Genomic DNA, 24,000 nt, shown 5'->3' with positions numbered 1-24,000 from the left:
GTCAGACTCGCGCGCGGGTCCACAGGTCCACCGCCTGCGCGATCAGGTGATCGAGCTGCGGCAGAGGGATCATGTTCGGACCGTCGCTCGGCGCGGAATCCGGATCGGGGTGCGTCTCGAGAAACAGCCCGTCCGCGCCGGCCGATACAGCCGCCCGCGCGAGAACCGGAATGAACTCGCGCGCGCCGCCGCTGCTGCCGCGCGCGCCCTGCCCCGGCCGCTGCACGCTGTGGGTCGCGTCGAAGATGGCGGGCGCCTTGCATGCCGCGCGCAGCCGGGCGAAGCCGCGCATGTCGACCACGAGATCGCCGTAGCCGAAGAACGTCCCGCGCTCGGTCACGGCGACCTCGCCGTTCCCCTGCGCCGAGCGCACCTTCGCGACGGCGCCCGCCATTGCCTCGGGCTGCATCCACTGCCCCTTCTTCACGTTGACCGCGCGTCCGGTGCGTCCCGCCGCGACGAGCAGGTCAGTCTGCCGGCAGAGGAACGCCGGGATCTGCAGAGCGTCCGCGACTTCCGCCGCTGGCGCGCACTGGTCGGGCAGATGCACGTCGGTCAGCACGCGCAAGCCCGTCTCGCGCTTGATGCGCAGCAGGGCCGAGAGCCCCTCGTCCAGCCCGGGACCGCGCGCGGCGTCGACGTTCGACCGGTTGGCCTTGTCGAAGCTCGCCTTGAAGATCACCCCGCCGGGGACCCGCTCGGCGAGCCGCGCGAGCCGCTCCGCGACGCGGAGATTGAGATCATCCCCCTCGAGCACGCACGGGCCCGCGATGAGGAAGAGTCTGTCGGCCGGGAACAGCTCGATGCGCGCCGTCACGGGCGCGACGACCGCCATCCTTACCTGGCGCCCGAGCTGACCATCGCCGGCGCGTCGCCCCGGGTCTTCGCGCCCTTCTGCGCGCCGCTCTCGCCGCTTTCGCCGCGCGACTTCTTCCGCGCGAGCGCCGCCTCGATGAAACTCGCGAACAGCGGGTGCGGGCGGGTCGGCCGCGACTTCAGCTCGGGATGGAACTGGCAGCCGACGTACCACGGGTGATCCGGCAGCTCGACGATCTCTACCAGCGACTCGTCGGGCGACAGCCCGCTGAGCACGAGTCCGTGCCGGACGAATTCGTCGCGGTACTTGTTCGACACCTCGTACCGGTGCCGGTGCCGCTCGCTGATCTGGGGCTCGCCGTAGATCGCCGCCACCTTGGTGCCCGGCGCCAGCTTGCAGGGGTACGCACCGAGCCGCATGGTGCCGCCCATGTCGGTCACGTGCTGCTGCGACTCCATGAGCGAGATGACCGGGTCCGGACAGTCCGGCGCGAACTCGCTCGAGTCGCTGCCCTCGAGTCCCATGACGTTGCGGGCGAACTCTATGATCGCCGTCTGCATTCCGAGACATATACCGAAGAATGGGAGGCCGGCTTCACGGGCGTGCTTGACGGCCGTGACCATCCCCCCCACGCCACGAACGCCGAATCCTCCGGGGACCAACATGCCGTCGTAGTCGTTCAGCACTTCGGCCGTACGCTCGGCGGACGTGAACATGTCGCTCGACACCCAGGAGATGTCCACGCCGGCGTTGTTCGCGATACCGCCGTGACTCAGCGCCTCGGCCACGCTCTTGTAGCTGTCGGCAAGCTGGGTGTACTTCCCGACGACCGCGATCTTGACGCGCTCCTTGGGATGCCGGATCCGCTGCACCATCTCCCGCCACTTCGTGAGATCGGGTGAGCGCTTGCCGAGGATTCCGAGGCGAAGCATCACCCGCTCGTCCAGCCCCTGCTCGTGGAAGCGCAGCGGAATCTCGTAGATGGACGGCACGTCGCGCGCCTCGATCACCGCGCCTTCGTCCACGTTGCAGAAGAGCGCGATCTTGCGCTTCACCTCCTCGGACAGAGCGCGGTCGGTGCGGCAGATCAGCACGTCCGGCTGGATTCCGATCTCCATCAGCTCGCGCACGGAATGCTGCGTGGGCTTGGTCTTCACTTCCCCCGCCGCGCTGATGAACGGCACGAGCGTGAGGTGGATGAAGACCGCGTTCTCGCGGCCGATCTCCTGCCGGAACTGACGGATCGCCTCGAGGAACGGGAGCGACTCGATGTCGCCGACGGTGCCGCCGATCTCGACGATCACGACGTCGTTGTCCACCGCGACCTTCTTCATCGCCGACTTGATCTCGTCGGTGATGTGCGGGATGACCTGGACGGTGGACCCGAGGTATTCGCCCCGCCGCTCCTTGGTGATGACGTTGAGGTAGATGCGCCCGGTGGTGACGTTGTTGTCCTGCGACACCGGCCGGTCGATGAACCGCTCGTAGTGGCCGAGATCGAGATCGGTCTCGGCGCCGTCGTCCGTGACGTACACCTCACCGTGCTGGAACGGCGACATGGTGCCCGGGTCGACGTTCAGGTACGGATCGAACTTCATGATCGTGACCTTGAGGCCGCGCTCCACCAGGAGCCGTCCGAGGGAGGCCGCGGCGATCCCCTTTCCGAGCGAGGAAACCACGCCCCCCGTCACGAACACGTATCTCGTCTGCTGCTGTCGCGGAGGGGCCATTGATTATCTCGCTGAGATCTCTGCCCAGCGCGCGTTCGCGTCCGCCAGGTCTTCTTCGGTGTCGATACCCGCGTATACCGGACCGTCGGTAATCGCCACCCCGAAAGTTATCCCCGCCGCCAGCGGTCGTAGCTGCTCGAGGCGCTCGATTTTCTCGAGCGGGTGCGCCGGCAGCGCGACCCAGCGCTCGAGCGCGGCCCTGCTGTAGACGTACACTCCGCGGTGCTGGAGGATCATGCCTTCCAGCTCCGCCTTGTCGCGCCGGTCCCGCAGGTACGGAATGGGCGCCCGCGAGAAGTACAGCGCGCGCCCATCGTCGCCCAGAACGACTTTCACTATGCCGGGATCGTCCAGCACCCAGGCTTCGGCCCGAGCCGCCGCGGTCCCGACGTCGAACGATCGCGCAGTGACCATCTCCCTGGCCGCGATCACCGCGTCGCCGCTCATGAACGGCTCGTCGCCCTGCACGTTGACGAACACGTCAAACTCCGCGAACTCGGGCATCCGGGCGACCTCGGCGACCCTGTCCGTCCCGGTCTCGCACGTCGCGGAAGTCATGACTACTTCCGCTCCCGCTTCGGCGGCTGCCAGCCGCACCGATTCGTCGTCGGTGGCCACGACGCAAGCATCACCGAGCTCCATCTCGTCCACGCGCTCCCAGACGCGAACGATGAGGGGCTGGCCTGCCAGATCTCTGAGGGGTTTTTGGGGGAGGCGCGTGGCGCCGAGGCGGGCGGGGATTACTACCAGCGTCCTCATGCGTGAGCTGACCGGAGGGCTGATTTAGTCACGCTCCGCAATATAATCGCAAGCGCGAGGGGTTGATACGATAGGCCGCTGAAAAACAGGTTCGGGTTACAGGTTATTGGTGTTGGTGGTGGTTAACTGCCGGTTGCGGGTCGATTGTGGGCGGTAACAACGGAACAGCCATCAACCGACCACCAGTAACCAATCAGTTAACCAGCACCAAAACCAACGACCAGTAACCCAACCCTGTTGTCCGCTGACGCCCCTGAAGCGGTTACTGTCCCCAGGAGAATCCGAACGTGACCTTCGAATCTCCACTGGCCGGGTCGACCAGCCACTCCACCCCCGCCAACGGGAATCCAACCCGTAGCCCCACGTTCTGCACGAAGTCGGGCAGCTCGCTGACCCCCGCGCTCCCGCTGATGAATCTCAGCGTGACCTGGGGCGAGCCGACCAGCGGAAACGAGAACCGCTGGATCGGAATGACGTAAGCGGCGTCGAAAAAGAAGAGCTGGTCGCCGCCCATCTCGAGGAGGTCGAGGGTGGGGATTGTGCCGGAGCCGCCGATGTACGAGTAGCGCTGCGGCGGAGGGGTGTCGCCGCTCGTGAAGATCGCGTACGACTTGAGCTCGAGTCGCTGCGGACCGAACGTCTGGAACGCGGCGCGTCCGTCCAGGGTGGTCTGGGTGAAGCGGAAATCGTCCGCCATCGACGACGGCATCGCGTCCAGCACGTACTCCACGCGCGCGCTCAGCCGCGACGTGAAGTCGCCGGAGCTCCAGCCTCCGTCGAAGCCGGTCAGCAGCGAGGTGATGTGCCCCGGTAGGATCGCGGGGTTCGGGCGATATATGCCCTCGTCGTCCCTGCCGAAGAAGCTGAACACGCTCGTGTCGGGCCCCAGGGAAGTTCCGGTGGACCACGCGTTCTCGAACAGTCCGCCGAGAAACGGCGCGAACGTGAAGCCGCCGAAGGCGAAGTCGACGCTTCCCTTCGCCTCGATCCGGTCGGCGCGGAAATAGTTCCGTGTGTCGGTGCCGAACGCCAGCGTCGTGAGTGAGTTGAGCAGATCGCCCCTGATCCAGCGATCGTTGGTGAACGTGCTCCGGCGCGCGTCGACGTTCACGTCGAGCCGGCCGAAATCGGCGTCGATATCGATGCCCGGATCGAGATTACCCAGGTGCGAGCGATACGTGACGGTGGGATTGATGATGAAGCGGCCGTTGCCGAGCGATACGATGGGCCCCCACGGCAGCACCACTCCGTCTACGCGGTTGTAGCTCGGGATTCTGACGCCGACCTTCAGCGGCCACGTGAGCAGCGGATCCCCGGACTCGATTCTCAGCGACCGGTATGAAAGCCGGAAGGCGCCGGTGCTCGCGTCGGAGTCCAGATCATATGTCTCGTCGCGGAAGCTCAGCCGCCCGTCGCGGACGGTCGCGAGCGTGGAGTTGTACGCGCCTCCTCCGATCGCGATCGCTCTGCCCTGTATGTTGCCGCCGGGGTGCATGAACAGGTCGCCGCCGACCACGATCACGTCGCCATGCACGGTGCTCGCGACGGTGACACGGGGAGCGAGGATGATCACCGTCTGATGGAGCACGCTGTCGCGTGGCAGTGCGACCGGCTCCTGCGAGTACATGACGGTGTGCGGCGCCGCGAGAGCCGCCTCGAGGATGCGACCCGCCTCGCCCGGCCCCTGGTCGACCAGCACGATCTGGGCGGAGCCGGAGCCCGCCGCGAGCAGGAATGCGCACAGACTCACTGTGACTCTCATCCGGCGATCCTCAGGAAATTGGCGAGCAGCGCCTTCCCCTCCGGCGTCATGATGGACTCCGGATGGAATTGCACTCCCCAGATTGGAAAAGTCTTGTGTCGGATGGCGTGAATCTCCGCCGGATTGTCGATTGCCGTAGCGACTACCTCCAGATCGTCCGGTAAGCTATCCGGCTCGACGACCAGGGAGTGATAGCGCATCACTTCCATCGGGTCGGGCAGGCCCTCGAACAGCTCCGTGCCGGAGTGCCGGATCCGCGACGTCTTGCCGTGCATGACCACGCGCGCCCGCACGACCTCGCCGCCGAACGCCTCGCCGATGGCCTGGTGTCCGAGGCAGACGCCGAGCGTCGGAATCTCCGGTCCCCAGCGCCTGATCGCCGGGATCGTCACGCCCGCGTCGGCGGGGACGCCCGGACCGGGCGAGATGACCATCGCGTGCGGCTTCAGCTCGCCGATCTCTTCCACTTCGATCTCGTCGTTCCTGCGCACAACGAGCTCTTCTCCGAGCTCGCCGAGGTATTGCACGAGATTGTAGGTGAAGGAGTCGTAGTTGTCGATTACTAAAAGCATGGTGACTAGTGACTAGTGACTGGTAACTGCAAGAGAACCTAGCGAACGATGCCGTGTCCGAGGAGTCGCGCGGGATACGTAGAACGACGTAGCACTTACTAGTCACTAGTCACTAGTCACTAGTCACTTCACTTCCGCGGGTGAAACTCCCGGTGCACCGTGCGAAGATACTCCCTGTCCACGTGCGTATAAATCTGCGTGGTCGAGATGTCCGCGTGGCCGAGCATCTCCTGCACCGCGCGCAAGTCGGCGCCGCCTTCCAGAAGGTGCGTGGCGAACGAGTGTCGCAGCGTGTGCGGGGTGACGCGCTTCTTGATCCCGGCCTGATCCACGTACTTGCGCAGGATCTTCCACGCGCCCATGCGCGACAGCGGCTTGCCCCGGGAATTCAGAAACAGCGCCCCCTTCCCCTCCCCGCGCTCGAGCTTCGGCCGCAGCTCGCGCATGTAGATCGCGAGCGCGCCGATCGCCTTGCGTCCGATGGGCACGAGCCGCTCCTTGCTGCCCTTGCCGAACACGCGCACCAGCCCGTCCTCGAACAACACGTCCTTCACGCCGATGGAGATCCACTCGGACACGCGCAGCCCCGCGCTGTATGCCAGCTCCAGCATGGCGCGGTCGCGAAACGCGAGCGGCTCGTCCAGCGATGGCGCCGAGAGGATGCGATCCACGTCCGCGACCGTCAGCACCTCGGGCAGTGTGCGCCACCGCTTCGGCGTCTCGAGCCGGTCGCTCGGGTCGCGCTGCACGTGACCTTCTCCCACGAGGAACTTGAAGTACGTGCGCAGCGCCGAGACGTTGCGGCGAATGGACGCGGGCGAGAGGCCGATGTCCTTGAGGTAGTACATGTACTCGCGGAGCAGCCGCGGAGCGACGTGCGCGGGCCCGGCCGATCCCTTGAGCTTCCCGTACATGGCGAACCGCGCCAGGTCCAGCGCGTACGCTTCCCGCGTGCGCGGCGAGAGCCCCTGCTCCACGGCGAGAAAGTCCTGGAACGGCTCGAGCAGGAACTCGCGGGCCGTCGCGTCGGGCAGCTGCTCCCCCGCGCTGTTCGCTGCTCCTACCTTCGCCGTTTTTTCCACCAGATCGCGGCGGCGGCCAGCACCATCACCACCGCGAGGATCGTGATCGCCCGGCTGTAATTCGCGATCGTGCTCTGGAGTGTCTCCCAATTGGATCCCGCGCGGAAAGCGATGATCGTGAGGAAGGCATACCATATCCCCGACGCCAGCGCCATGATGGTGATGACCGGGATGAACGGTAGCTTGGCGGCGCCGGCGAAGATCGGAACGACCGCTCGCACTGCGGGAAGGAACCGGCTCACGAACAGCGATGGAATCCCGTACCGCCTGTACGACCGCTCGAGACGGACCTCAGCTTCCGGTCCGATCCATTTGGCATAGCCGCGCGTCAGTACCGAGCGGCCGTACCGTCTCCCCGCCCAGTACATGCCCGCCGCGCCGGCCACGTTCGACAGCCAGGTTATGAGAAACGTGGCCCACGGATTTCCCTGCCCGCGCGCGGCGAGGAAGCTGCCGAACGCCACGACCGCGTCGGTGGGGAGCGGCGGGAAGATGTTCTCGACGGCGGCCAGGAGACCGAGCATCGGGTACAGCACGAAGAGCGGCACACCGCTCAGCCGCTCTATGAAGTTCTCGAGCAAGGGTTCCTAGGGGACGGGTACGAGAGAGGCCACGGCGATACATGCAAGTCCTTCGCCGCGGCCTATCCATCCCATCCCCTCGTTGGTCTTCCCCTTGATGCTGACGGCCTCCGGCGAGATTCCCATAGCCTCGGCCAGCCTCGAGCGCATCGCGTCCCGGTGCGGCGCGATCGCGGGCGTCTCCGCGATCACGCTGATGTCCGCCTGGTGCACGATGAACCCCCGTTCGCGCACCAGCTCGATCGCTTCCTTGAGCATCTGAATCGAGTCCCGTCCCGCGTTCTCGTCGTCCGTGTCGGGGAAAATCTCGCCGATGTCTCCCGCGGCCGCACCGCCAAGGATGGCGTCGATCAGTGCGTGCGCGACAGCGTCGGCATCCGAATGTCCGATCAGCGATACCGACGACGGGATCGAAATGCCGCCGAGCACGAGAAACTTGCCCGGCACGAACCGGTGCGAGTCGTAGCCGATCCCGGTGCGGGCGAACAGCGGATGATACGCCTCCACGCCGGAATGCCGGCTCTTCTGCTGTGGCTTCTGCTGTGGCTTCTGCTGTGGCTTCTGCTGTGGCTTCTGCTGTGGCTGGCTGTCACGCGGCATGCGCGGCTTCCTCGATCACGGAGTAGTCCTGCCGCCGGCGGCGCGGGGTGAAGCCGGCGTCGAGAATGAGCCGCTCCATCTCCTGCGTCGTCGTCCGGTGGGTAGTGTTCGCGGCCGACACGACGTTCTCCTCGATCATCAGCGATCCGAAGTCGTTGCAGCCGAACCGCAGCGCGATCTGGCCGATCTTCATTCCCATGGTGACCCAGCTCGACTGGAGGTTGGGGACGTTGTCCAGGACGATGCGCGAGATCGCGACGGTGCGGAGATAATCCACCGCGTCGGTCTTCCGCATGTGCGACATCTGCGGGGTGTTCTCCGGCTGCAGCGGCCAGCAGATGAACGCCGTGAATCCGCCGGTGCGCGACTGCACCTCCCGCACGCGCTCGAGATGCTCGAGCCTCTCCGCCAGAGTCTCGCCGATCCCGTACATCATCGTCACCGACGTCCTGAGCCCTTCCTGATGCGCCGTCTCCATGATCTCCAGCCAGCGGTCCGCGCCCGCTTTCTTCTTAGCGACCATGTCGCGCACGCGCTGCACCAGGATCTCGCCGCCGCCGCCGGGAATCGAGTCGAGCCCGGCCCGCACCAGCTCGCGGATCACCTCACGCGCTTCCATGCGGAACAGCTTGGCGAAGAAATCCACCTCGCTGGGGCTGAAGCCGTGGATGTGGATCGGGTGGTTGCGCTTGATGTAGCGCATGAGGTCGAGGTACCAGTCGAACGGGATGTACGGGTTGTGCCCGCCCTGAATCAGGATCTGCACGGCGCCGAGCGACTTGGCCTCCTCGATCTTGGCCCCGATCTGCTCGAACGAGAGAGTGTAGCCCTCGTTGTCCTTCGGCCGGCGGTAGAACGCGCAGAAGCCGCAGTCGGCCACGCACACGTTCGTGTAGTTGATGTTCCGGTCGATGATGTAGGTAACGACGTCGCCCGAATGCTTCTCCGCCCGGATGCGATCGGCCTCCGCGCCGAGCTCGAGCAGCGGCGCGTGCGTGTAGAAGTCGAGAATGTCGCGCGTGACGCTCATGCGGCTGGTAGAAAAGTGAGTGTTCCGTTCGGTACGCGGCCCTTGTCGACGAGCCGGCGAAAGAACTCGGTGAGCCCGGCGAGGTGGGGATACGACAGGCCGTAGTCGAGCCCCGACAGATAATCGAGGCAGCGTCTCTCCGGGACACCCGTCGCCGCGGAAGCCTGCGTCGCGAGCGCCGGCAGGTTGGCCAGTCCCCAGTCGCGGGCCAAAATGAGTCCGGCGTGCGCGGCGAGCGCATCCTTGACCGGAGTCGTGCGCTGCGCCACCCACACGGCGAAGACGAACGGCTGCCCGGTCCAGCTCTTCCATGCCGCGCCCAGATCGTAGGCGTGCTCGTACCGCGGCACGCGCGGTCCGGCGCCCGCGCCGAGCAGCAGAGCCGCGTCTCCGATAACCAGCCGCGCGATGTGATCTTCCGCGCCGAACCCCTCCACGTCGCTCAGCTCCGCGTCGCCGGGGACGAACCGCGGCCGGGCATGCCAGAAGTTCTCGAAGAGCAGCTCGAGCAAAGCGACGCTGGTCATCGAGCTCCGGCTGACCAGCACGTCGCGTCCGGTCAGCTCGGACGCCGGGAGCCGGGAGTAGAGCGCGACGCTCTGAACCGGCCCGTCGCACGAGATGGCCAGGTCGGGGAGGAGCAGATACCGGTTGGAGTCGCGCGCGTACTCGACCGCGGAGACGACGCTGATGTCGAGCTCGCCCGCCGCCATCTTCGCGTTCAGATCGCTCGGCACTCCGGTGACCAGCTCGGCATCGAGCTGGACGACGCCGCGATCGACCGCGCCGTAGACCGGGTAGCAGTTGATGTACGGGATCCTGCCGAGGGTGATCACGCGGCCACCGGCACGCCGGCGGGCTCGGGCTCGAACGTGCGGAGGACGCGGTACAGCGAGTCGCGCTCGGCGGGAACCTTCCCCGCCGCGCGGATCAGCCGCAGGATCTCGTCCAGCGACATCGACTGCGCCGTCTCCGCGCCCGCCTCGTGATAGACCTTCTCCCGCACGACCGTGCCTTCGAGGTCGTTGACGCCGAACGAGAGCGAGGTCTGCGACAGCGCCGGCGTGACCATGATCCAGTGCGTCTTGACGTGGTCGATGTTGTCAAGGAAGAGCCGGCCGACCGCGAGGTTGCGGAGGTCGTCGAAGCCGGTGGTCGCGGTGCCTTCGCGCCCCAGCTCCCTGCCGAGCTGGTTGTGGTCGGGGTGGAAGGCGAGCGGGATGTAAGCGAGAAAGCCGCCCGTCTCGTCCTGCAGGTCGCGGAGCATGGTGAGATGCTCCACCCGGTCTTCGAGCGACTCGACGTGGCCGTACAGCATCGTGCAGTTGCTGCGGATTCCGAGGTGGTGCGCCGTGCGGTGAACGTTGATCCAGTCGGAGCCCGCGAGCTTCTTCTCCGCGATGGTCATGCGCACCGCCTTGCCGAACACCTCGGCCCCCCCACCGGGCAAGGTATCGAGGCCCGCTTCCCGGAGCGCAACCAAAACGTCCCGCACGGACATCTTTTCTATCCGCGAGATGTGCGCGATCTCCACCGCCGTTAGCGCCTTGATGTGCACGCGCGGGTACCGCTGCTTGAGCCCGCGAAAGATCTCGCTGTAGTACTGCAGCCCCGCCTTCATGTCGAGGCCGCCCACGATGTGGAACTCGCGCGTCAGTCCGGTGTCCGCCGCGGCCGCTTCCGCCCAGACCTCGTCCAACGTGTAGTGGTACGAGCCGTGTTCCTTGGGGAGCCGCGCGAACGAGCAGAACGCGCACGTCTTCCGCAGGATGCAGATGTTGGTTGGATTGATGTGCTGGTTCGCGGCGAAGGTCACCACGTCCCCGTGCCGCGAGCGGTTGGCGTGATCGGCGAGCCTGCCGAGCGACAGCAGGTCGGGCGAGCGGAACATCACCAGCGCGTCGTCGCCGCTCAGGCGCTCCCCCGCCGCGTGCTTCTCGGCGACGCGCCGGAGCGCAGGGTCCGCTACCCGCGCCGGGTCGGGACAGGCGATGGGGTCGGCCACCTTTGTCAGCCCGTGAACTTGCGGACGGCGAGCGACACGTTGTGCCCGCCGAATCCGAAACTGTTGCTGATCGCGACGCTCACCTCGCGGCGCACCGGGGAGTTGGGAGTGTAGTTCAGATCGCACTCCGGATCGGGCGTCTCGTAGTTGATGGTCGGCGGGATGATGCCTTCCCGGACCGCGAGCGTGCTGACGATGAACTCGATCGCGCCGGCGGCGCCGAGCATGTGGCCGGTGGACGACTTGGTGGAGCTGACGTTGATCCCCGCGGCGTGCTCCCCGAAGACCGCCTTGATCGCGCGGGTCTCGTTGAGGTCGTTGGCCGGAGTCGAAGTGCCGTGCGCGTTGATGTACTGCACGTCGGCCGGAATGAGCCCGCCGTCGCTCAGCGCGCGCTTCATCGCCCGCTGGGCGCCCTCGCCGTCGGGCGCGGGCGCGGTGAGGTGATACGCGTCGCCCGTGGCGCCGTAGCCCGCCACCTCGGCGTAGATTCGCGCGCCCCGCTTGAGCGCATGCTCCAGCTCCTCCAGTATGACCACACCGGCGCCTTCGCCCATCACGAATCCGTCGCGCGTCATGTCGAACGGACGCGAGGCGGTCTCCGGTGACTCGTTGCGCTCCGACAGCGCCTTCATGTTCGCGAAGCCGGCGATGGCCATCGGCGTCACCGCCGCTTCCGATCCGCCGCAGATCATCACGTCGGCGTCGCCGTACTGGATGGTCCGGAACGCATCACCTATTGCATGAGCCGCGGTCGCGCAAGCCGATACGGTGGCGTAGTTTGGCCCCTTGGCGTTGAACTGCATGGAGACGATGCCGGCCGCGATGTCCGTGATGAACATCGGGATGAAGAACGGGCTGATCTTGCTCGGCCCGCGCTCGCGGTAGACGTCGTGCTGCTCCTCGAAGCTCTTGAGTCCGCCGGTACCGCTGCCGAGGATGACGCCGATGCGGTCGGGGTCGTAGCCGTTGACGCCGCCCTCGAGCCCCGCGTCCTGCATCGCCTGCTTGGACGCCGACACCGCGTACTGCGTGTACGGGTCCGCGCGCTTGATCTCCTTGCGATCCATGTACTGCGCCGGATCGAAGCCTTTCAGCTCGGCGGCGAACCGGACCGGGAAGCTGGACGCGTCGAACTTGGTGATCGGCGCGGTTCCCGAGGCGCCGTCGACGAGCGCCTGCCACATCGACGGTACGTCGTTGCCGACGGGCGTGAGCGCCCCGAGACCGGTAACGACGACACGACGTCTCATTACGCGGGGATTTTCTCGTTCAGATAGGCGAGCGCGTCACCGACCGTGCGGAGCTTCTCGGCGTCCTCGTCGGGGATGTCGATGTTGAACTCCTTCTCGAACTCCATCACCAGCTCGACGATGTCCAGGCTGTCGGCGCCAAGGTCTTCGATGAAGCTCGCTTCGTTCGTCAGCTTCTCGCGCTCGACTCCGAGCTCCTTCTCGATGATGTCCTTGACCTTGTTCGAGTTATCGGCCATCGGTGGTTCCTCTCTATGGTGACTAGTGACTAGTGACTAGTGACTTGCAACAGCGCGTGCAGCCGGTGGTTCGGAGTGATTCTGACTGCGAAATATACATACCGGCAGGTGCATTACATGACCATTCCACCGTCTACGACGAACACCTGCCCGGTGATGTAGGACGCGTGCTCCGACGCGAGGAACGCGACCATCGCGGACACGTCCCGCGGCTTGCCCAGCCGCTCCAGCGGGATCATGGCGGTGAGCCCCGAGCGGGCGTCGGCGGTCATCGATTCGGTCATCTCGGTCTCGATGAAGCCGGGCGCGATGGCGTTCACCAGGACGTTGCGCGAGCCCAGCTCCTTGGCGACGGACTTGGTCAGCGCGATCAGCCCGGCTTTGCTCGCGGCGTAGTTCGCCTGGCCCTTGTTCCCCATCAGACCCACGACGCTGGAGATGTTGATGATCCGGCCCCAGCGGCGCTTCATCATGCCGCGCGAGGCGGCGCGCGTAGCGACGAACGCGCCGCGCAGGTTCGCGTTCAGCACCTCGTCCCAGTCTTCGTCCTTCAACCGCACGACGATGTTGTCCCGCGTGAGGCCGGCGTTGTTGACCAGGATGTCGATCGGTCCGATCCGCTCCTCGACGTCCGCCACGAGCCTGGCCACCCCCGCACTGTCCGCCATGTCGGCGGCGAATCCGCCCGCTCCGGGACCGATCGCTCCGGCCACCTCTTCCGCCCGCGCGAGATCGCGTCCGGTGACGGCGACCCTGGCGCCGCACTCAGCGAGCGTCTGCGCGATGTCGCGGCCGATTCCGCGGGTGCTGCCGGTCACCAGCGCGACTCTGTTGGAAAGATCTAGCTGCATCACTGGATGGTGGCGAAGAGTTTGTCGATGTCCGCCGGCGTGCCGCACGTGGCGGTGCGCGCTCCGTCGACCGCGCGCGAGATGAGGCTGCTCAGCACGTTGCCCGGGCCCAGCTCGATCCAGGTCGCGTCCGGGTACGCGGCTGCCATGTTCCGTACCTGGTCCGTCCAGCGCACCGGCGCCGTGAGCTGTCTGACCAGCATCTCGCGCCCGCAGGCAGCGGTCGTGCACGCATCGGCGGTGACGTTGGAGTAGACCGGAAACGCGGGGTCGGAGAAGGTCGCCGACTCGATCGCCTCCCGGAGCCCGTTCTCCGCTGGCTTCATCAGCGGCGAGTGAAATGCTCCCGCAACGGTCAGCCGTACCGCGCGCTTGGCGCCGGACTGCTTGGCGAGCTCCATCGCCCGCTCGACTCCGGCGATCTCGCCGGACACGACGACCTGAAAATCGGCGTTGTAGTTGGCTGGCACGACCTCTCCCGCTTCGGAGGCGCGCAGGCAGATGTCCGCGATCGAGGAGGACAGCTCGCCGAGGATCGCTGCCATGGCACCGGGGCGCGCGACACAGGCTTCGTGCATGAGATCGCCTCGCGTGCGCACTATGCGAACCGCGTCGGCGAGCGTGGTCGACTCGGCGGCGTGATACGCCGTGTGCTCGCCCAGCGAATGGCCGGCGGCGGCGCTCGCCGCGCCGATGCGCTCCTTCACCAGCTCCCACGCAACGGCTCCGTGGGCGAGCAGCGCGGGCTGCGCGTTGTGGGTGGCCATCAGCTCGTCGGCCGGCCCATCGAACATCAGCCGGCTGAGCGGGGCGCCCAGCACGTCGTCGATCTCCTGCAGCATCTCTTTCGCGCGCGGGAACGCGTCGGCGAGGTCCTTGGCCATGCCGGGCTTCTGCGAGCCCTGACCGGGGAAGACGAGAATGAACGACATAGCTGTTGGCTGTTGGCTATTGGCTCTTGGCCAACTGCACGATGCGCCCGCGGCGGTTGCCAACAGCCAATAGCCAATAGCCAATAGCTGTTCTCAAAACCTCACCACCATCGACGCCCAGGTGAAGCCCGCGCCGAACGCCACCAGCAGCACCGTGGATCCTTCCTTGATCCGCCCGGTCTCGATCGCCTCGTCTATCGCGATCGGGATCGACGCGGACGAAGTGTTGCCGTACCGGTCCACGTTGACGTACACCTTGTCCATCGAGATACCGGCGTGCTTGGCCGTCGCCTCGATGATCCGCGTGTTGGCCTGGTGCGGGATGAGCAGGTCGATGTCGGCGCCGGTGAGACGGGCGCCGTCGAGCGCGCGATCGGCCGCGTCGGACATCGAGCGCACGGCGTGCTTGAACACCTCCCGTCCGGCCATCTTCACCAGGTGGCTGCGGCGCTCGAGCACGTCCGCGGTTATCGGGACGGTTGCGCCGCCTTCGGGCCGGTACAGCAGCTCCGCGAGCGTTCCGTCGCTGCGCAAGTACGCCGACAGAATTCCCTTGCCGGTCTTCGCGCGCTTGAGCACCACGGCCCCGGCACCGTCGCCGAACAGCACGCACGTGGAGCGGTCCTGCCAGTCCACGATCGAGCTCATCTTCTCCGCGCCGATCACGAGCGCGGTCTCGACCACGCCGGACATGATCATTCCTTCGGCCACGGTCATGCCGTACAGCCACCCCGAGCACGCGGCCGACAGATCGAACGCCGACGCGCGCGACGCGCCCAGCGATGCCTGCACGTCCACCGCGGTGGACGGGAGCAGACGATCGGGCGTGGCGGTGGCGAGTATGATCGTGTCGAGCTCCCCCGGGTGGACGCCCGCCCTCTCCATCGCGATGCGCCCCGCGTCCGTCGCCATCGAGCAGGTAGTCTCGCCCTCCTTGGCCAGGTGCCGCTCGACTATCCCGGTGCGCTCGACGATCCATTCGTGCGTGGTGTCGATGCCCATCGCCGGGAAGTCGTAGTTCGTGACGACCGTAGACGGGATCCCGCGGCCCGTGCCCGCGATCGCGGCGATAGGCCGCTTCACGCCACCGACCCCGCCGCCAGCGCGGCGTTCGCCATGCTCGTCAGCCGCTCGCCGATCAGCGCGTTCATTCCCGAGTCGGCCGCACGGGCGGCAGCCTTGAGCGCGTTCGCGATCGCGCGCGGCGTGGAGTTGCCGTGGCAGATCATGCTGATGCCGCGGACGCCGAGCAGCGGGGCGCCGCCGTACTCGGAGGCGTCGAAGGTGCGGATCACGTCCTTGAGCTGGCTCCGGTCGATCCCCTGCTGCTGCAGGACCTCGAGCACCATCGGCATCACGCCCTCGTAGAACTTGAGCACGACGTTGCCGACGAAGCCGTCGCACACCACGACGTCGATCGGACCCCGCGCGCACTCGCCCGCCGGAATGTCCCGGCCCTCGACGTTGCCGACGAAGTTGAAGCCCGCGGTCGCGAATGCGGCGTTCGCTTCTTTCACGACGGCGTTTCCCTTCTCCGCTTCCTCGCCGATGCTCAGCAGCCCCACGGCCGGATTGCTCCTGCCGAGCACGCACTCCGCGTACACGGCGCCGAGCCAGGCGAACTGCAGCAGCTCGCGGACAGAGCAGTCCACGTTCGCGCCCGCGTCGAGCACGACCACGGGCTGGCGGCGCGTCGGAAATGCCGTGGCTATGGCCGGACGAGTGAGCCCCGGATGCAGCTTGAGCAGCATCGCGGACGCGGCCATCTGCGCGCCGGTGTTCCCCGCCGACACGAACGCGTCGGACCGGGATTCGAGCTGCAGCTTGAGTCCGACCGACATCGAGTTGTTGGGCTTACCGCGGACGACCGCGCTCGGCTTGTCCGACATCTCGATGACTTCGGGCGCTTCGACGATCTCTATGCGGTGGCGATGTTTCGCGTCCGCCGAGTGGTCGCCCTTGAGGAGCGAATCGAGCTCGGCGGCTACGACGCCGGTCTTGCCTACTAATTGTATGGAGAGATCGGAATCGGTTTCGCGCAGGGCCTGGAGCGCGCCGGCCAACGGTGCACGGGGAGCGAAGTCCCCGCCCATGGCGTCCAACGCGATGCGGGCCAACTCAGGCTTCCTTAGCCGCTACCCGCTGCTCGCCGTCGTAGTAGCCGCACTCCTCGCACACGTGGTGCGGGCGCTTCATTGCCTGGCAGCGCGGACACGACTGTATCGCCACGGGCTTCGCCTTCTTGTGCGTGTTGCGCGCGCGCTTCTTCCGCTTGGAGGTACGTCTTTTCGGGACGGCCATTTCTTATGCTCGGTGTGAGTCGGAAGCGGGGGCTTCCGAGCTTGGTATGTCGGTCAGTTGTCGCCGGGCGCGGCCATTCGGCCCGCCGGTTTTCTCAGTGCGTCCCAGCGCGAGTCGCGCGCGGGCTCGCAACCGCACTCGCCTTCGTTCAGGTCGGCGCCGCACGTGGGGCACAGACCTTTACAGTCTTCCCTGCACTCCGCGAACGCCGGTACGGCGAGCAGCCAGCTCTCGCGCACTGCCGCACGCAGATCCAGATCACGCGCCTGCGGATCGAACTCGAACACGTCCGGGTCATCCACTTCAGTGTCGCCGGTCGGCGCGAAGACAGCGTGCAGCTCGTCGCTAACCTCTTCGGTGACGTCCGTCAGGCACCGCCTGCATTCCAGCGCGACCTTCCCGCTCATGCGTCCGCTCAGATAAAAGCGCGAGTGCCCGGCGGGCGAAAGCCTGCCTTCCACACGGACCGGTCCGGCGGGTCGCTGGTCGCCCTCCTCCCAGATCGGATCGTCGGGGTCCAGAGTGCCCGCGACCTGTGCCGCGTGCGCTGCAAGTGACCGGATGTCGAACGACAGCATAAGCCTTGAAACATAAGGCTTTAGCGGGCTGCGAGCAACTCGCTTTCGGCGAAGAAAAAGCGGGCTTCGCGCTCGGCGTTTTCGTCTGAATCCGAGGCGTGGATGGCGTTCCGCTCCTTGGACTCGGCGAACAGCTTGCGGACCGTGCCGGCCTCGGCTTCGGCCGGGTCCGTGGCGCCGATCGCCTTGCGCAGCTCGGCGACGGCGTTGGCCTTCTCGAGGACCATGGGCATGCAGGTGCCGGAGGTCATGAATTTGACGAGCGAGCCGTAGAACGGGCGCTCGCGGTGGACCGCGTAGAACTCGCCTGCGGTCGTCTCGGTCAGGCGCATAACGCGGGCGGCGACGATTTTGAAGCCCGCGGCCTCGATGTGGGCGATGATCTTGCCGGCTTTACCCGCGCCGAAGGCGTCGGGTTTGATGATTGTAAGTGTTCTGTTGGTGGCTGGCATTGTTTAGATGGCGTGTGGGCCGTGGTGTGTCGCGGGCACGGGCGCATGCGAAATAGCTTCGTGCCCATGAAGGTAACATCCCATCCGCGTGTTCCCGCCTCTCACCTTCAGCGTCAGAGCGAGCCGGACCGTGCACACCGGCTCCTCGAACGGATGCGGAACCGGATGCGGACGCGGCGGTATAGCCCGCGGACCGAGCGCGCGTACTGCGAATGGGTGCGGCGCTTCGTCCTGTATCATGAGCGGCGGCACCCTTCTGCGATGGGTGAGGCGGGAAGTCTACACGTCGTCTTCCCGTGGTGCTGTCTGCTTCAGAGATTCGGGCGGTGCTGGCTCAGATGCGGGGCGTTCCCCGGCTCTGTGCAGTATTGATGTACGGCAGTGGGCTACGCGTTTCTGAATGCGTAGCGCTGCGGGTCAAAGACCTGGATTTCGAGAGAGCCGAGATCACGGTTCGCTCCGGAAAAGGCAACAAGGACAGACGAGTCCCCCTACCTCGCGTAGCAACGAAAGCTCTCCTGGCGCATCTCGAACGGGTGCGGTCACAGTTCCAGCGCGATCTCGCGCGTCGCTTATCGGGAGCCGCCCTCCCGGACGCCTTGGACCGCAAGTTTCCCAATGCTAGCAGAGAGGTGGCGTGGCAATGGGTATTCCCTGCTGCGCGTCCCTATCGCGATGCAGCCACCGGCGTCCAGCGCCGACACCATTATCACGAGACCGCCGTGCAGCGGGCGGTCACCGCGGCCGTACGTGCCAGCGGTCTGACCAGGCGTGGGACCTGCCATTCGTTTCGTCACTCGTTCGCTACGCATCTGCTCGAGTCCGGGTCGGATATCCGAACGATCCAGGAATTGCTCGGCCACTCCGATGTCCGAACGACTATGATCTATACCCACGTCCTGAACCGTGGCGGCATGGGTGTTCGGAGCCCGGCTGACCAGCTCTGACCAAGCATCCCGAGGGGTGGCGTACGCGCGCCTATCGTCCTCCAAGCGCTGCCGACAGAAATAGCCTGCGAGCTTTTTGCAGCCTTTCGCCGCTCCCGTTGACACGTTTCCGCCGCAAGAGCTTACCTGCTTGCGGCTTAAGTCCGTCGCGATCTATGGCGCCGTACGGAATGCAGCAGGGCGCTTGCAGGGATTTGTGATTCTCCGCAGGATATGTAGTCCAGATAATCAATAGTTAGATGTCTTTCGAACATGGGAGCAGCGATTGAGTAGCTCAACAGCATTCCGAATTGCCGCTATCCAAGCCACATCGGTATTTCTGGATTTGGATGCCACGGTGGAGAAGGGCTGCCGCTTGATTGAGGAAGCTGCAGCGGGGGGCGCCAGTCTCGCCGTCTTCCCTGAGGCGTTTATCCCGGCCTATCCGTTATGGGCTTGGTTTATACCCGCCAAAGACACACATCCGCTTCGGGAGCTTTATAGCGAACTTCATCGCAACTCTATCACGATCGGGGGACCTGCTACAAAACGCCTCGGCCAAGCTGCAGCGAATTGCGGAATCGCTGTGGCTATCGGCATCAATGAGCGAAATACGGAAGGGAGCGACTCGACGCTCTACAACACACTGCTCTATCTGGGGCCGGATGGCGCAGTCCTCGGTCGGCATCGGAAGTTCATTCCGACTGCCGGTGAGCGGCTGGTATGGGCACAAGGTGACGGAAGTGATCTTGCGGTCTATGACCTTCCGTTTGGAAAACTCGGTGGATTGATCTGTTGGGAGAATTACATGCCGCTCGCACGCTATGTCCTTGGCGCCTGGGGAGCGCAGATACATGTGGCGCCCACGTGGGATCGTGGCGAACCGTGGCTTTCCTCGATGCGCCATATCGCCAAGGAAAGCCGGTGCTTTGTGCTCGGAGTTTGCCAGCCATTCCACGTCGATGACATCCCGGACCGCCTGTCCTTCAAAGCAGAATACCTTGATGGGGCGAATGGTTGGCTGAATCCGGGGCTGAGCGTCATTGTCGACCCGGATGGCAAGATCGTCGCTGGCCCGCTGAAAGAAGAAGAGGGGATTCTCTACGCCGATGTAGAGCCGCACCAGCTTGTAGGCCCGAGGTGGCAGCTCGACACCGCCGGGCATTACGCTCGCCCCGATGTTTTCGAGCTTCGGTTCCATCGGCGCCCAACTCCGTTCATCCAGGTAGTTGAGGATGTGGATAATCCCCTCGCGGAGAACATCTAACAACGGCTTGCAGCGGACCATCGGCCGGTCATCTTCTCTTCTTCAGCTTCGGCGAGGCCGCTGGCCGCTGAAGCCTGGTCGTTAGGTGGCTTATGAGAGATTGCTGCGATCAAAGTTCCGAACTTGAGCTGCTGCGGGTGCGGCAGAGTGGCACACTGAAAATCGTGCTCGCGATCAATGCGGTGATGTTCCTCGTCATCGTGGCAGCAGCACTTTACGCTGGTTCTTCGGCGCTTCTGGCTGACAGTCTGGATAATCTTGGGGACGCCTTGACGTACGGACTTAGCCTTTGGGCAGTCCATCTTGGCCTTCGTATGAAGGCTCGCGTTGCCTTGTTCAAAGGGGTTCTGATTCTCTTGGCCGCGCTCGCCGTGCTAGCGCAAATCGGATACAAGCTCATAAACCCCACCGTCCCGTTGTTCGAAATAATGGGCATTTTCAGTCTGCTCGCACTGGCGGCAAATGGCGTATGCCTTGCTCTGCTATGGCAACACAAGGCCGAAGACATAAACATGTCCTCGGTATGGGAATGTTCTCGTAATGACATTGTTGCAAACATTTCCGTCTTCGTCGCGGCAGCAGGGGTTTGGGCAACAGGATCGAATTGGCCGGACCTGTTGGTTGCTTTTCTCCTTGTCGTATTTCTCCTGCGGTCAGCTAGCCGAGTCCTGTCATCAGCGCATGCAGAACTTCAAAAAGCCACCTAACAACAGCTTCAACGCGGACCGGCTTTTCCGCTTGCGCTCCAAAGCCGGCCGGTTAAGCTGAACGTTAGCCAGCCACGGGCGTCGTTCTGCAGTATCAGTGAAGGAGCATGCACCCATGGTCCTCGATCGGGCGTTCGAGATTCGGGAAGCACGCGCCGGTGATTTGCCGGCTCTGGCGGCGCTCCCCGTCGCAGCGTTCAGCGATGCCCGAGGATGTGAAAGACGAGGTTGGGTTCGCCCTCGACGCAGCGCAGAACGGAAGGAAGACTTGGACAGGATACGCGAACGTCTTCGGCAGGCTCGCGCACACTTCAAGACTCTTCAGTAGGAAGGGACACCATGACGCCGCATGGCAAACTTCGGCGCGGCACGCGAACGAAGCTCGAGGTCACTGAATTCGAGGTTAGGAGCGGCAACGTCTTCGCTGACCTCGGTCTCGATAATCCTGACGAGCGTTTAGCAAAGGCAAAGCTTGCTGCTGAAATCAACGCAATCATTGAAGAGAATGGTTGGACTCAGTCTGAAGCCGCTGAAGAACTAGAAACTCACCAACCTGTCATCTCGGCTCTCCGGCACGGGAGATTGAAGAGCCTGACCTACGATCGCCTGGTCAAATGGCTGGTATTACTTGGCCGGACGGTAGAGATAAGAGTGAAGCCCACGAAGAGAGCACATGTGGAAGTCGCCATAGCCCATGGTTAAGCTGTCCGTCCGGAACTACGCAGAGGGGTGTACCGGAGACACGCCGTACGTCGAGAGTTGGTACGTCGATGAAGATATGCGTGGCTCAGGGGTTGGCCGCGCACTCATGAAGGCTGCGGAGGGGTGGGCGCTTGACCAAGGCTTTGTCGAGCTCGTACTTGCAGCACATTCCCGAGTAGCCGGCGGTCGCCGGCGGACCGTTGGTCATCCTCTACTCCGATAGTCTCGAAGCGACCCTCGCCAGGGTGCGGGGGGCGGGTGGGAGGATTACCCGGGACACGCTTTGGCATCTGGACTCCTCCTCCCCCAAAGGGTGAAGTGTCCACCGAACCGGGTCAACTCCACTATGAGGTGCGCCGTGCGCCGTCATCGTCTGCCATCGCACGCGCCGTACTGAGATCCGCGGACGAGTTCACGTTGAAGAACAGCCGCTCGGGCGCACCGCACGCGAGTATCTCCTCGCGCGGCACCACGAGCGTGCGCAGGCGGCCGCAGAGTCCGTGCAGGCTCCTGTCGCCGGAGTCCCACTCGCGTTCGATGGCGGCGGCGCATGACGGCGCGTACCAGGCGCACAGCGGTTCCAGTTCCCCGACCCCCGCCCCGGCTGGAACGACGATATCAAACTCGCTCGTCGGTCCGTCCTCCCCTCTTCTCGACTTCCCGACTATGAGGGAGAGGAGTCCGGAACTAAGAAACGGCATATCCCACGCGACCACCAACACCGGTCCTTGCACCGCGCGGAGCGCCGCATGCACTCCCGCCGCACTGCCGCCGCCCGTCAGCACATCCGTGATCACGCGCGTGCCGGTTATCCACGCTGGACCGTCCGTTCGCGAAACGATCACCGTCTCGTCGACGAGCGGTGCGACCGTCGCCGCGACGCGATCGATAATCCGGTGGCCGCCAACCTCAAGAAGCCCCTTGGCGGCACCGTCCAATCGCGTAGCGCTGCCGCCAGTGAGAATGGCGCCTGTGAGTCCGCGGTTCAATCTCCGATCCAGCGCGCGCGGTCGTCACGAACCTCGTCCTTTCGTCGAGTGGTGCGGTAGAATCCGACGATTCGCGCGTACGCCGGCTGCACGGTCAGTCCCCGAAGCGGTCCTGCACCCAGGTAGACACGGCAACCGCCGACGGCAGTCCGATGGTGCTAGCGGCCAGCGCGACGACCTGATCGATCTCTTCGCGCGTTGCACCTGCCGAGCGCGCCTTGCGGACCGCGGAGTGCACGGCGCCCTCCCGCATCGATCCGATGGCGACCGCCAGCTTGACCAGATGCACCGACCGTTGGTCGAGCGGGCCACTCTCACCCGCCTGCCGCAACAACTGCCATGCCTCGGCCAGTTTCGGGAAGCGAGTGATGAACGCAGAATAGGCCTTCGGAGGAGCGGCAAGCGAAGCCATACACGTGTATCCGGAAAGAGGGTCAGGCCGCATGATATGCACGCGCGCTTCCTTGCGCCTGGCTTGGCCTGAGAGTGGATCGGCCTTCGCGGGGCGAAAGGGACTATGTGAGCTGCGCCGGGTTTAGAGAGGTGGCCTAACGGATTAAGACAGGTTAGGCAGCTGAGATAAGTGGAATGGCGCGGGTGAGTGGTGCAGTTGCCGGTAATGACTTGTAGTACACAGAGTTCGGGGTGGCACGACGCAGAGCGCCATGCGGTCGTCGTTGGTTGAAGAAGGTAAAGTAGCGCGAGAGCCCGGCCCGGACATCGGAGACCGTCTCGTACGCGTGGAGATAGACCTCTTCGTACTTGACCGAGCGCCAGAGCCGTTCGATGAAGACGTTGTCGCGCCAGCAGCCCTGGCCGTCCATGCTGATCTGAATCTGGTGCGCGCGGAGGACGTTGAGGAAGTCGGCGCTCGTGAATTGCGCGCCCTGGTCGGTGTTGAAGATCTCCGGGGTCCCGAAGCGCTGCAGCGCCTCCTCGAGCGCGGCCACGCAGAAATCGCTCGTGAGCATCAGCGAGATACGCCACGCCAGGACCTTCCGTGTCGCCCAGTCCATGATCGCAACGAGATAGACAAAGCCGCGCGCCATCGGGATATAGGTGATGTCGGCCGCCCAGACGTGATTCGGCCGCGTGATCGTGAGCTTCCGCAGGAGATACGGGAACACGGGGTGCGAGCGGTGCCGCCTCGTGGTCCGCGGCCGGCGGTAGATCGCGGATATCCCCATGCGTCGCATGAGCGTGCGCACGTGCTCGCGGCCGATCGCGACCGACTCGCCCTGGAGCAGATCGCGCAGCATGCGACTACCGGCGAACGGCAGCTCGAGGTGCAGTTCGTCCATGCGGCGCATGAGCACGAGATCTTCGGCCGGCGCCGGGCGCGGCGTGTAATAGACCGACGCCCGGGACAGCGCGAGCAACCGCGCTTGCCGCGTGACCGAGAGCCGGTGCGTCCGGTCGATCATCGCTTTCCGCTCGGACCGGGGCTTCGTCCGAGCGCGTTGGCCAAAAAATCCAGCTCCAGCGCCTGCTGGCCGATCTTGGCGTGGAGCGCCTTCACGTCGATCGGCGCCTCACGCAGCGTGCCGTCATGGAACGCCTCGGCCGCGTGCGCCACCAGCTGGCGGCGCCATTCGGCGATCTGGTTGGCGTGGACGTCGAAGCGCTGGGCGAGCTCGGTGAGCGTCGCGTTGCCTTCGATTGCGGCCAGGGCCACCTTGGCCTTGAACGCGGGTGAGTGGTTTCGTCGGGGTCGTCGCATCTGGAAACAGCCTCCTGGTCGGCGAGAGTATCGCCTCGTGGAGCGCCAGTTTCCACCTATCCCACCTGTCTTAAATCTTCAGGCCACCTCTTTAGTGGACAGTGAGTTAAGCTACTGCCGCCAGCTCGAAAGCGATCGGGCTGAT

Annotated in this window: 26 protein-coding genes and 1 pseudogene; 4 read left to right on the top strand and 23 right to left on the bottom strand. The window is 65.1% G+C overall.

What is annotated here, in order from left to right:
- Nucleotide 1: 1 nt before the first annotated feature.
- From kdsA to ndk, 20 genes are all read right to left on the bottom strand, one after another.
- Complete coding sequence (kdsA, locus tag WEA80_08510; GenBank protein ID MEX1186619.1) at nt 2–835, bottom strand: 3-deoxy-8-phosphooctulonate synthase; 834 nt, start codon at nt 833–835, stop codon at nt 2–4.
- A 2-nt stretch (nt 836–837) separates the two neighbouring features.
- The gene (locus WEA80_08505; GenBank protein MEX1186618.1) at nt 838–2,547 is read right to left on the bottom strand and encodes a CTP synthase; all 1,710 of its coding nucleotides are present in this window, start codon (nt 2,545–2,547) and stop codon (nt 838–840) included.
- Nucleotides 2,548–2,550: 3 nt separating this feature from the next.
- Nucleotides 2,551–3,306: a 3-deoxy-manno-octulosonate cytidylyltransferase gene (kdsB, locus tag WEA80_08500; GenBank protein MEX1186617.1), complete on the bottom strand. Its 756-nt coding sequence runs from the start codon at nt 3,304–3,306 to the stop codon at nt 2,551–2,553.
- A 262-nt stretch (nt 3,307–3,568) separates the two neighbouring features.
- On the bottom strand, nt 3,569–5,056 hold the full coding sequence (locus WEA80_08495) for a hypothetical protein (GenBank protein MEX1186616.1): 1,488 nt from the start codon (nt 5,054–5,056) through the stop codon (nt 3,569–3,571).
- 8 nt (nt 5,057–5,064) lie between these two features.
- Nucleotides 5,065–5,640, bottom strand: a complete 576-nt coding sequence (locus WEA80_08490) for an aminodeoxychorismate/anthranilate synthase component II (protein ID MEX1186615.1) — start codon at nt 5,638–5,640, stop codon at nt 5,065–5,067.
- Nucleotides 5,641–5,768: 128 nt separating this feature from the next.
- On the bottom strand, nt 5,769–6,722 hold the full coding sequence (xerD, locus tag WEA80_08485; GenBank protein MEX1186614.1) for a site-specific tyrosine recombinase XerD: 954 nt from the start codon (nt 6,720–6,722) through the stop codon (nt 5,769–5,771).
- Nucleotides 6,701–7,303: a DedA family protein gene (locus WEA80_08480; GenBank protein MEX1186613.1), complete on the bottom strand. Its 603-nt coding sequence runs from the start codon at nt 7,301–7,303 to the stop codon at nt 6,701–6,703. Before WEA80_08480 ends, xerD begins: the two co-directional genes overlap by 22 nt.
- A gap of 6 nt (nt 7,304–7,309) precedes the next feature.
- Nucleotides 7,310–7,903 carry a 2-C-methyl-D-erythritol 2,4-cyclodiphosphate synthase gene (ispF, locus tag WEA80_08475; GenBank protein MEX1186612.1) on the bottom strand — a complete coding sequence of 198 codons (594 nt, stop codon included), beginning with the start codon at nt 7,901–7,903 and terminating at the stop codon, nt 7,310–7,312.
- Nucleotides 7,893–8,933, bottom strand: a complete 1,041-nt coding sequence (gene mqnC, locus WEA80_08470) for a cyclic dehypoxanthinyl futalosine synthase (protein ID MEX1186611.1) — start codon at nt 8,931–8,933, stop codon at nt 7,893–7,895. Before mqnC ends, ispF begins: the two co-directional genes overlap by 11 nt.
- Nucleotides 8,930–9,769 carry a menaquinone biosynthesis protein gene (locus tag WEA80_08465; protein MEX1186610.1) on the bottom strand — a complete coding sequence of 280 codons (840 nt, stop codon included), beginning with the start codon at nt 9,767–9,769 and terminating at the stop codon, nt 8,930–8,932. Before WEA80_08465 ends, mqnC begins: the two co-directional genes overlap by 4 nt.
- On the bottom strand, nt 9,766–10,938 hold the full coding sequence (mqnE, locus tag WEA80_08460) for an aminofutalosine synthase MqnE (protein MEX1186609.1): 1,173 nt from the start codon (nt 10,936–10,938) through the stop codon (nt 9,766–9,768). Before mqnE ends, WEA80_08465 begins: the two co-directional genes overlap by 4 nt.
- A 5-nt stretch (nt 10,939–10,943) precedes the next feature.
- Entirely contained in the window at nt 10,944–12,191 is a 1,248-nt protein-coding gene (fabF, locus tag WEA80_08455; GenBank protein ID MEX1186608.1) for a beta-ketoacyl-ACP synthase II, read from the bottom strand.
- On the bottom strand, nt 12,191–12,430 hold the full coding sequence (locus WEA80_08450) for an acyl carrier protein (protein MEX1186607.1): 240 nt from the start codon (nt 12,428–12,430) through the stop codon (nt 12,191–12,193). The genes fabF and WEA80_08450 overlap by 1 nt, the downstream gene beginning before the upstream one ends.
- 113 nt (nt 12,431–12,543) lie before the next feature.
- Nucleotides 12,544–13,281 (bottom strand): 3-oxoacyl-[acyl-carrier-protein] reductase, encoded by a 738-nt coding sequence (fabG, locus tag WEA80_08445; protein ID MEX1186606.1) that lies wholly within the window; start codon nt 13,279–13,281, stop codon nt 12,544–12,546.
- Nucleotides 13,281–14,213, bottom strand: coding sequence for an ACP S-malonyltransferase (gene fabD / locus WEA80_08440; protein ID MEX1186605.1), 933 nt, complete (start codon nt 14,211–14,213; stop codon nt 13,281–13,283). Before fabD ends, fabG begins: the two co-directional genes overlap by 1 nt.
- Nucleotides 14,214–14,306: 93 nt before the next feature.
- Complete coding sequence (locus tag WEA80_08435) at nt 14,307–15,296, bottom strand: beta-ketoacyl-ACP synthase III (protein MEX1186604.1); 990 nt, start codon at nt 15,294–15,296, stop codon at nt 14,307–14,309.
- Nucleotides 15,293–16,330, bottom strand: coding sequence for a phosphate acyltransferase PlsX (gene plsX, locus WEA80_08430; protein MEX1186603.1), 1,038 nt, complete (start codon nt 16,328–16,330; stop codon nt 15,293–15,295). The genes WEA80_08435 and plsX overlap by 4 nt, the downstream gene beginning before the upstream one ends.
- Nucleotide 16,331: 1 nt before the next feature.
- A complete protein-coding gene (gene rpmF / locus WEA80_08425; GenBank protein MEX1186602.1) occupies nt 16,332–16,514 on the bottom strand; it encodes a 50S ribosomal protein L32 in 183 nt (60 codons plus the stop codon).
- A 53-nt stretch (nt 16,515–16,567) separates the two neighbouring features.
- The gene (locus WEA80_08420) at nt 16,568–17,092 is read right to left on the bottom strand and encodes a DUF177 domain-containing protein (GenBank protein MEX1186601.1); all 525 of its coding nucleotides are present in this window, start codon (nt 17,090–17,092) and stop codon (nt 16,568–16,570) included.
- Nucleotides 17,093–17,112: 20 nt separating this feature from the next.
- Entirely contained in the window at nt 17,113–17,544 is a 432-nt protein-coding gene (ndk, locus tag WEA80_08415; GenBank protein ID MEX1186600.1) for a nucleoside-diphosphate kinase, read from the bottom strand.
- Nucleotides 17,545–17,697: 153 nt separating this feature from the next.
- Here ndk and WEA80_08410 point away from each other — a divergent pair.
- The 4 genes and pseudogenes from WEA80_08410 (at nt 17,698) to WEA80_08395 (ending at nt 21,146) form a co-directional block, all read left to right on the top strand.
- Nucleotides 17,698–18,491 (top strand): annotated as a pseudogene (locus WEA80_08410) (integron integrase).
- 265 nt (nt 18,492–18,756) lie between these two features.
- Nucleotides 18,757–19,737: a carbon-nitrogen hydrolase family protein gene (locus WEA80_08405; GenBank protein ID MEX1186599.1), complete on the top strand. Its 981-nt coding sequence runs from the start codon at nt 18,757–18,759 to the stop codon at nt 19,735–19,737.
- Nucleotides 19,738–19,901: 164 nt separating this feature from the next.
- The gene (locus WEA80_08400) at nt 19,902–20,444 is read left to right on the top strand and encodes a cation transporter (GenBank protein ID MEX1186598.1); all 543 of its coding nucleotides are present in this window, start codon (nt 19,902–19,904) and stop codon (nt 20,442–20,444) included.
- A 339-nt stretch (nt 20,445–20,783) separates the two neighbouring features.
- Nucleotides 20,784–21,146 (top strand): helix-turn-helix transcriptional regulator, encoded by a 363-nt coding sequence (locus WEA80_08395; GenBank protein ID MEX1186597.1) that lies wholly within the window; start codon nt 20,784–20,786, stop codon nt 21,144–21,146.
- Between the two features lie 344 nt (nt 21,147–21,490).
- Here the strand turns inward: WEA80_08395 and WEA80_08390 are convergent, their stop codons facing one another.
- The 3 genes from WEA80_08390 to WEA80_08380 form a co-directional block, all read right to left on the bottom strand.
- Entirely contained in the window at nt 21,491–22,135 is a 645-nt protein-coding gene (locus WEA80_08390) for a molybdenum cofactor guanylyltransferase (GenBank protein MEX1186596.1), read from the bottom strand.
- 94 nt (nt 22,136–22,229) lie between these two features.
- Nucleotides 22,230–22,547 carry a carboxymuconolactone decarboxylase family protein gene (locus tag WEA80_08385; protein ID MEX1186595.1) on the bottom strand — a complete coding sequence of 106 codons (318 nt, stop codon included), beginning with the start codon at nt 22,545–22,547 and terminating at the stop codon, nt 22,230–22,232.
- Nucleotides 22,548–22,701: 154 nt separating this feature from the next.
- A protein-coding gene (locus WEA80_08380) for an IS3 family transposase (protein MEX1186594.1) occupies nt 22,702–23,855 on the bottom strand; the annotation gives its coding sequence in 2 pieces (ribosomal slippage) (nt 22,702–23,612 and nt 23,612–23,855; 1,155 coding nt in all).
- Nucleotides 23,856–24,000 lie beyond the last annotated feature (145 nt).

It is taken from the genome of Gemmatimonadaceae bacterium, from assembly GCA_040882285.1.
Lineage (GTDB): Bacteria > Gemmatimonadota > Gemmatimonadetes > Gemmatimonadales > Gemmatimonadaceae > JACDCY01.
Note: the sequence above shows the minus strand (reverse complement) of the source record. Positions and strands in the feature narration are given on the sequence as shown.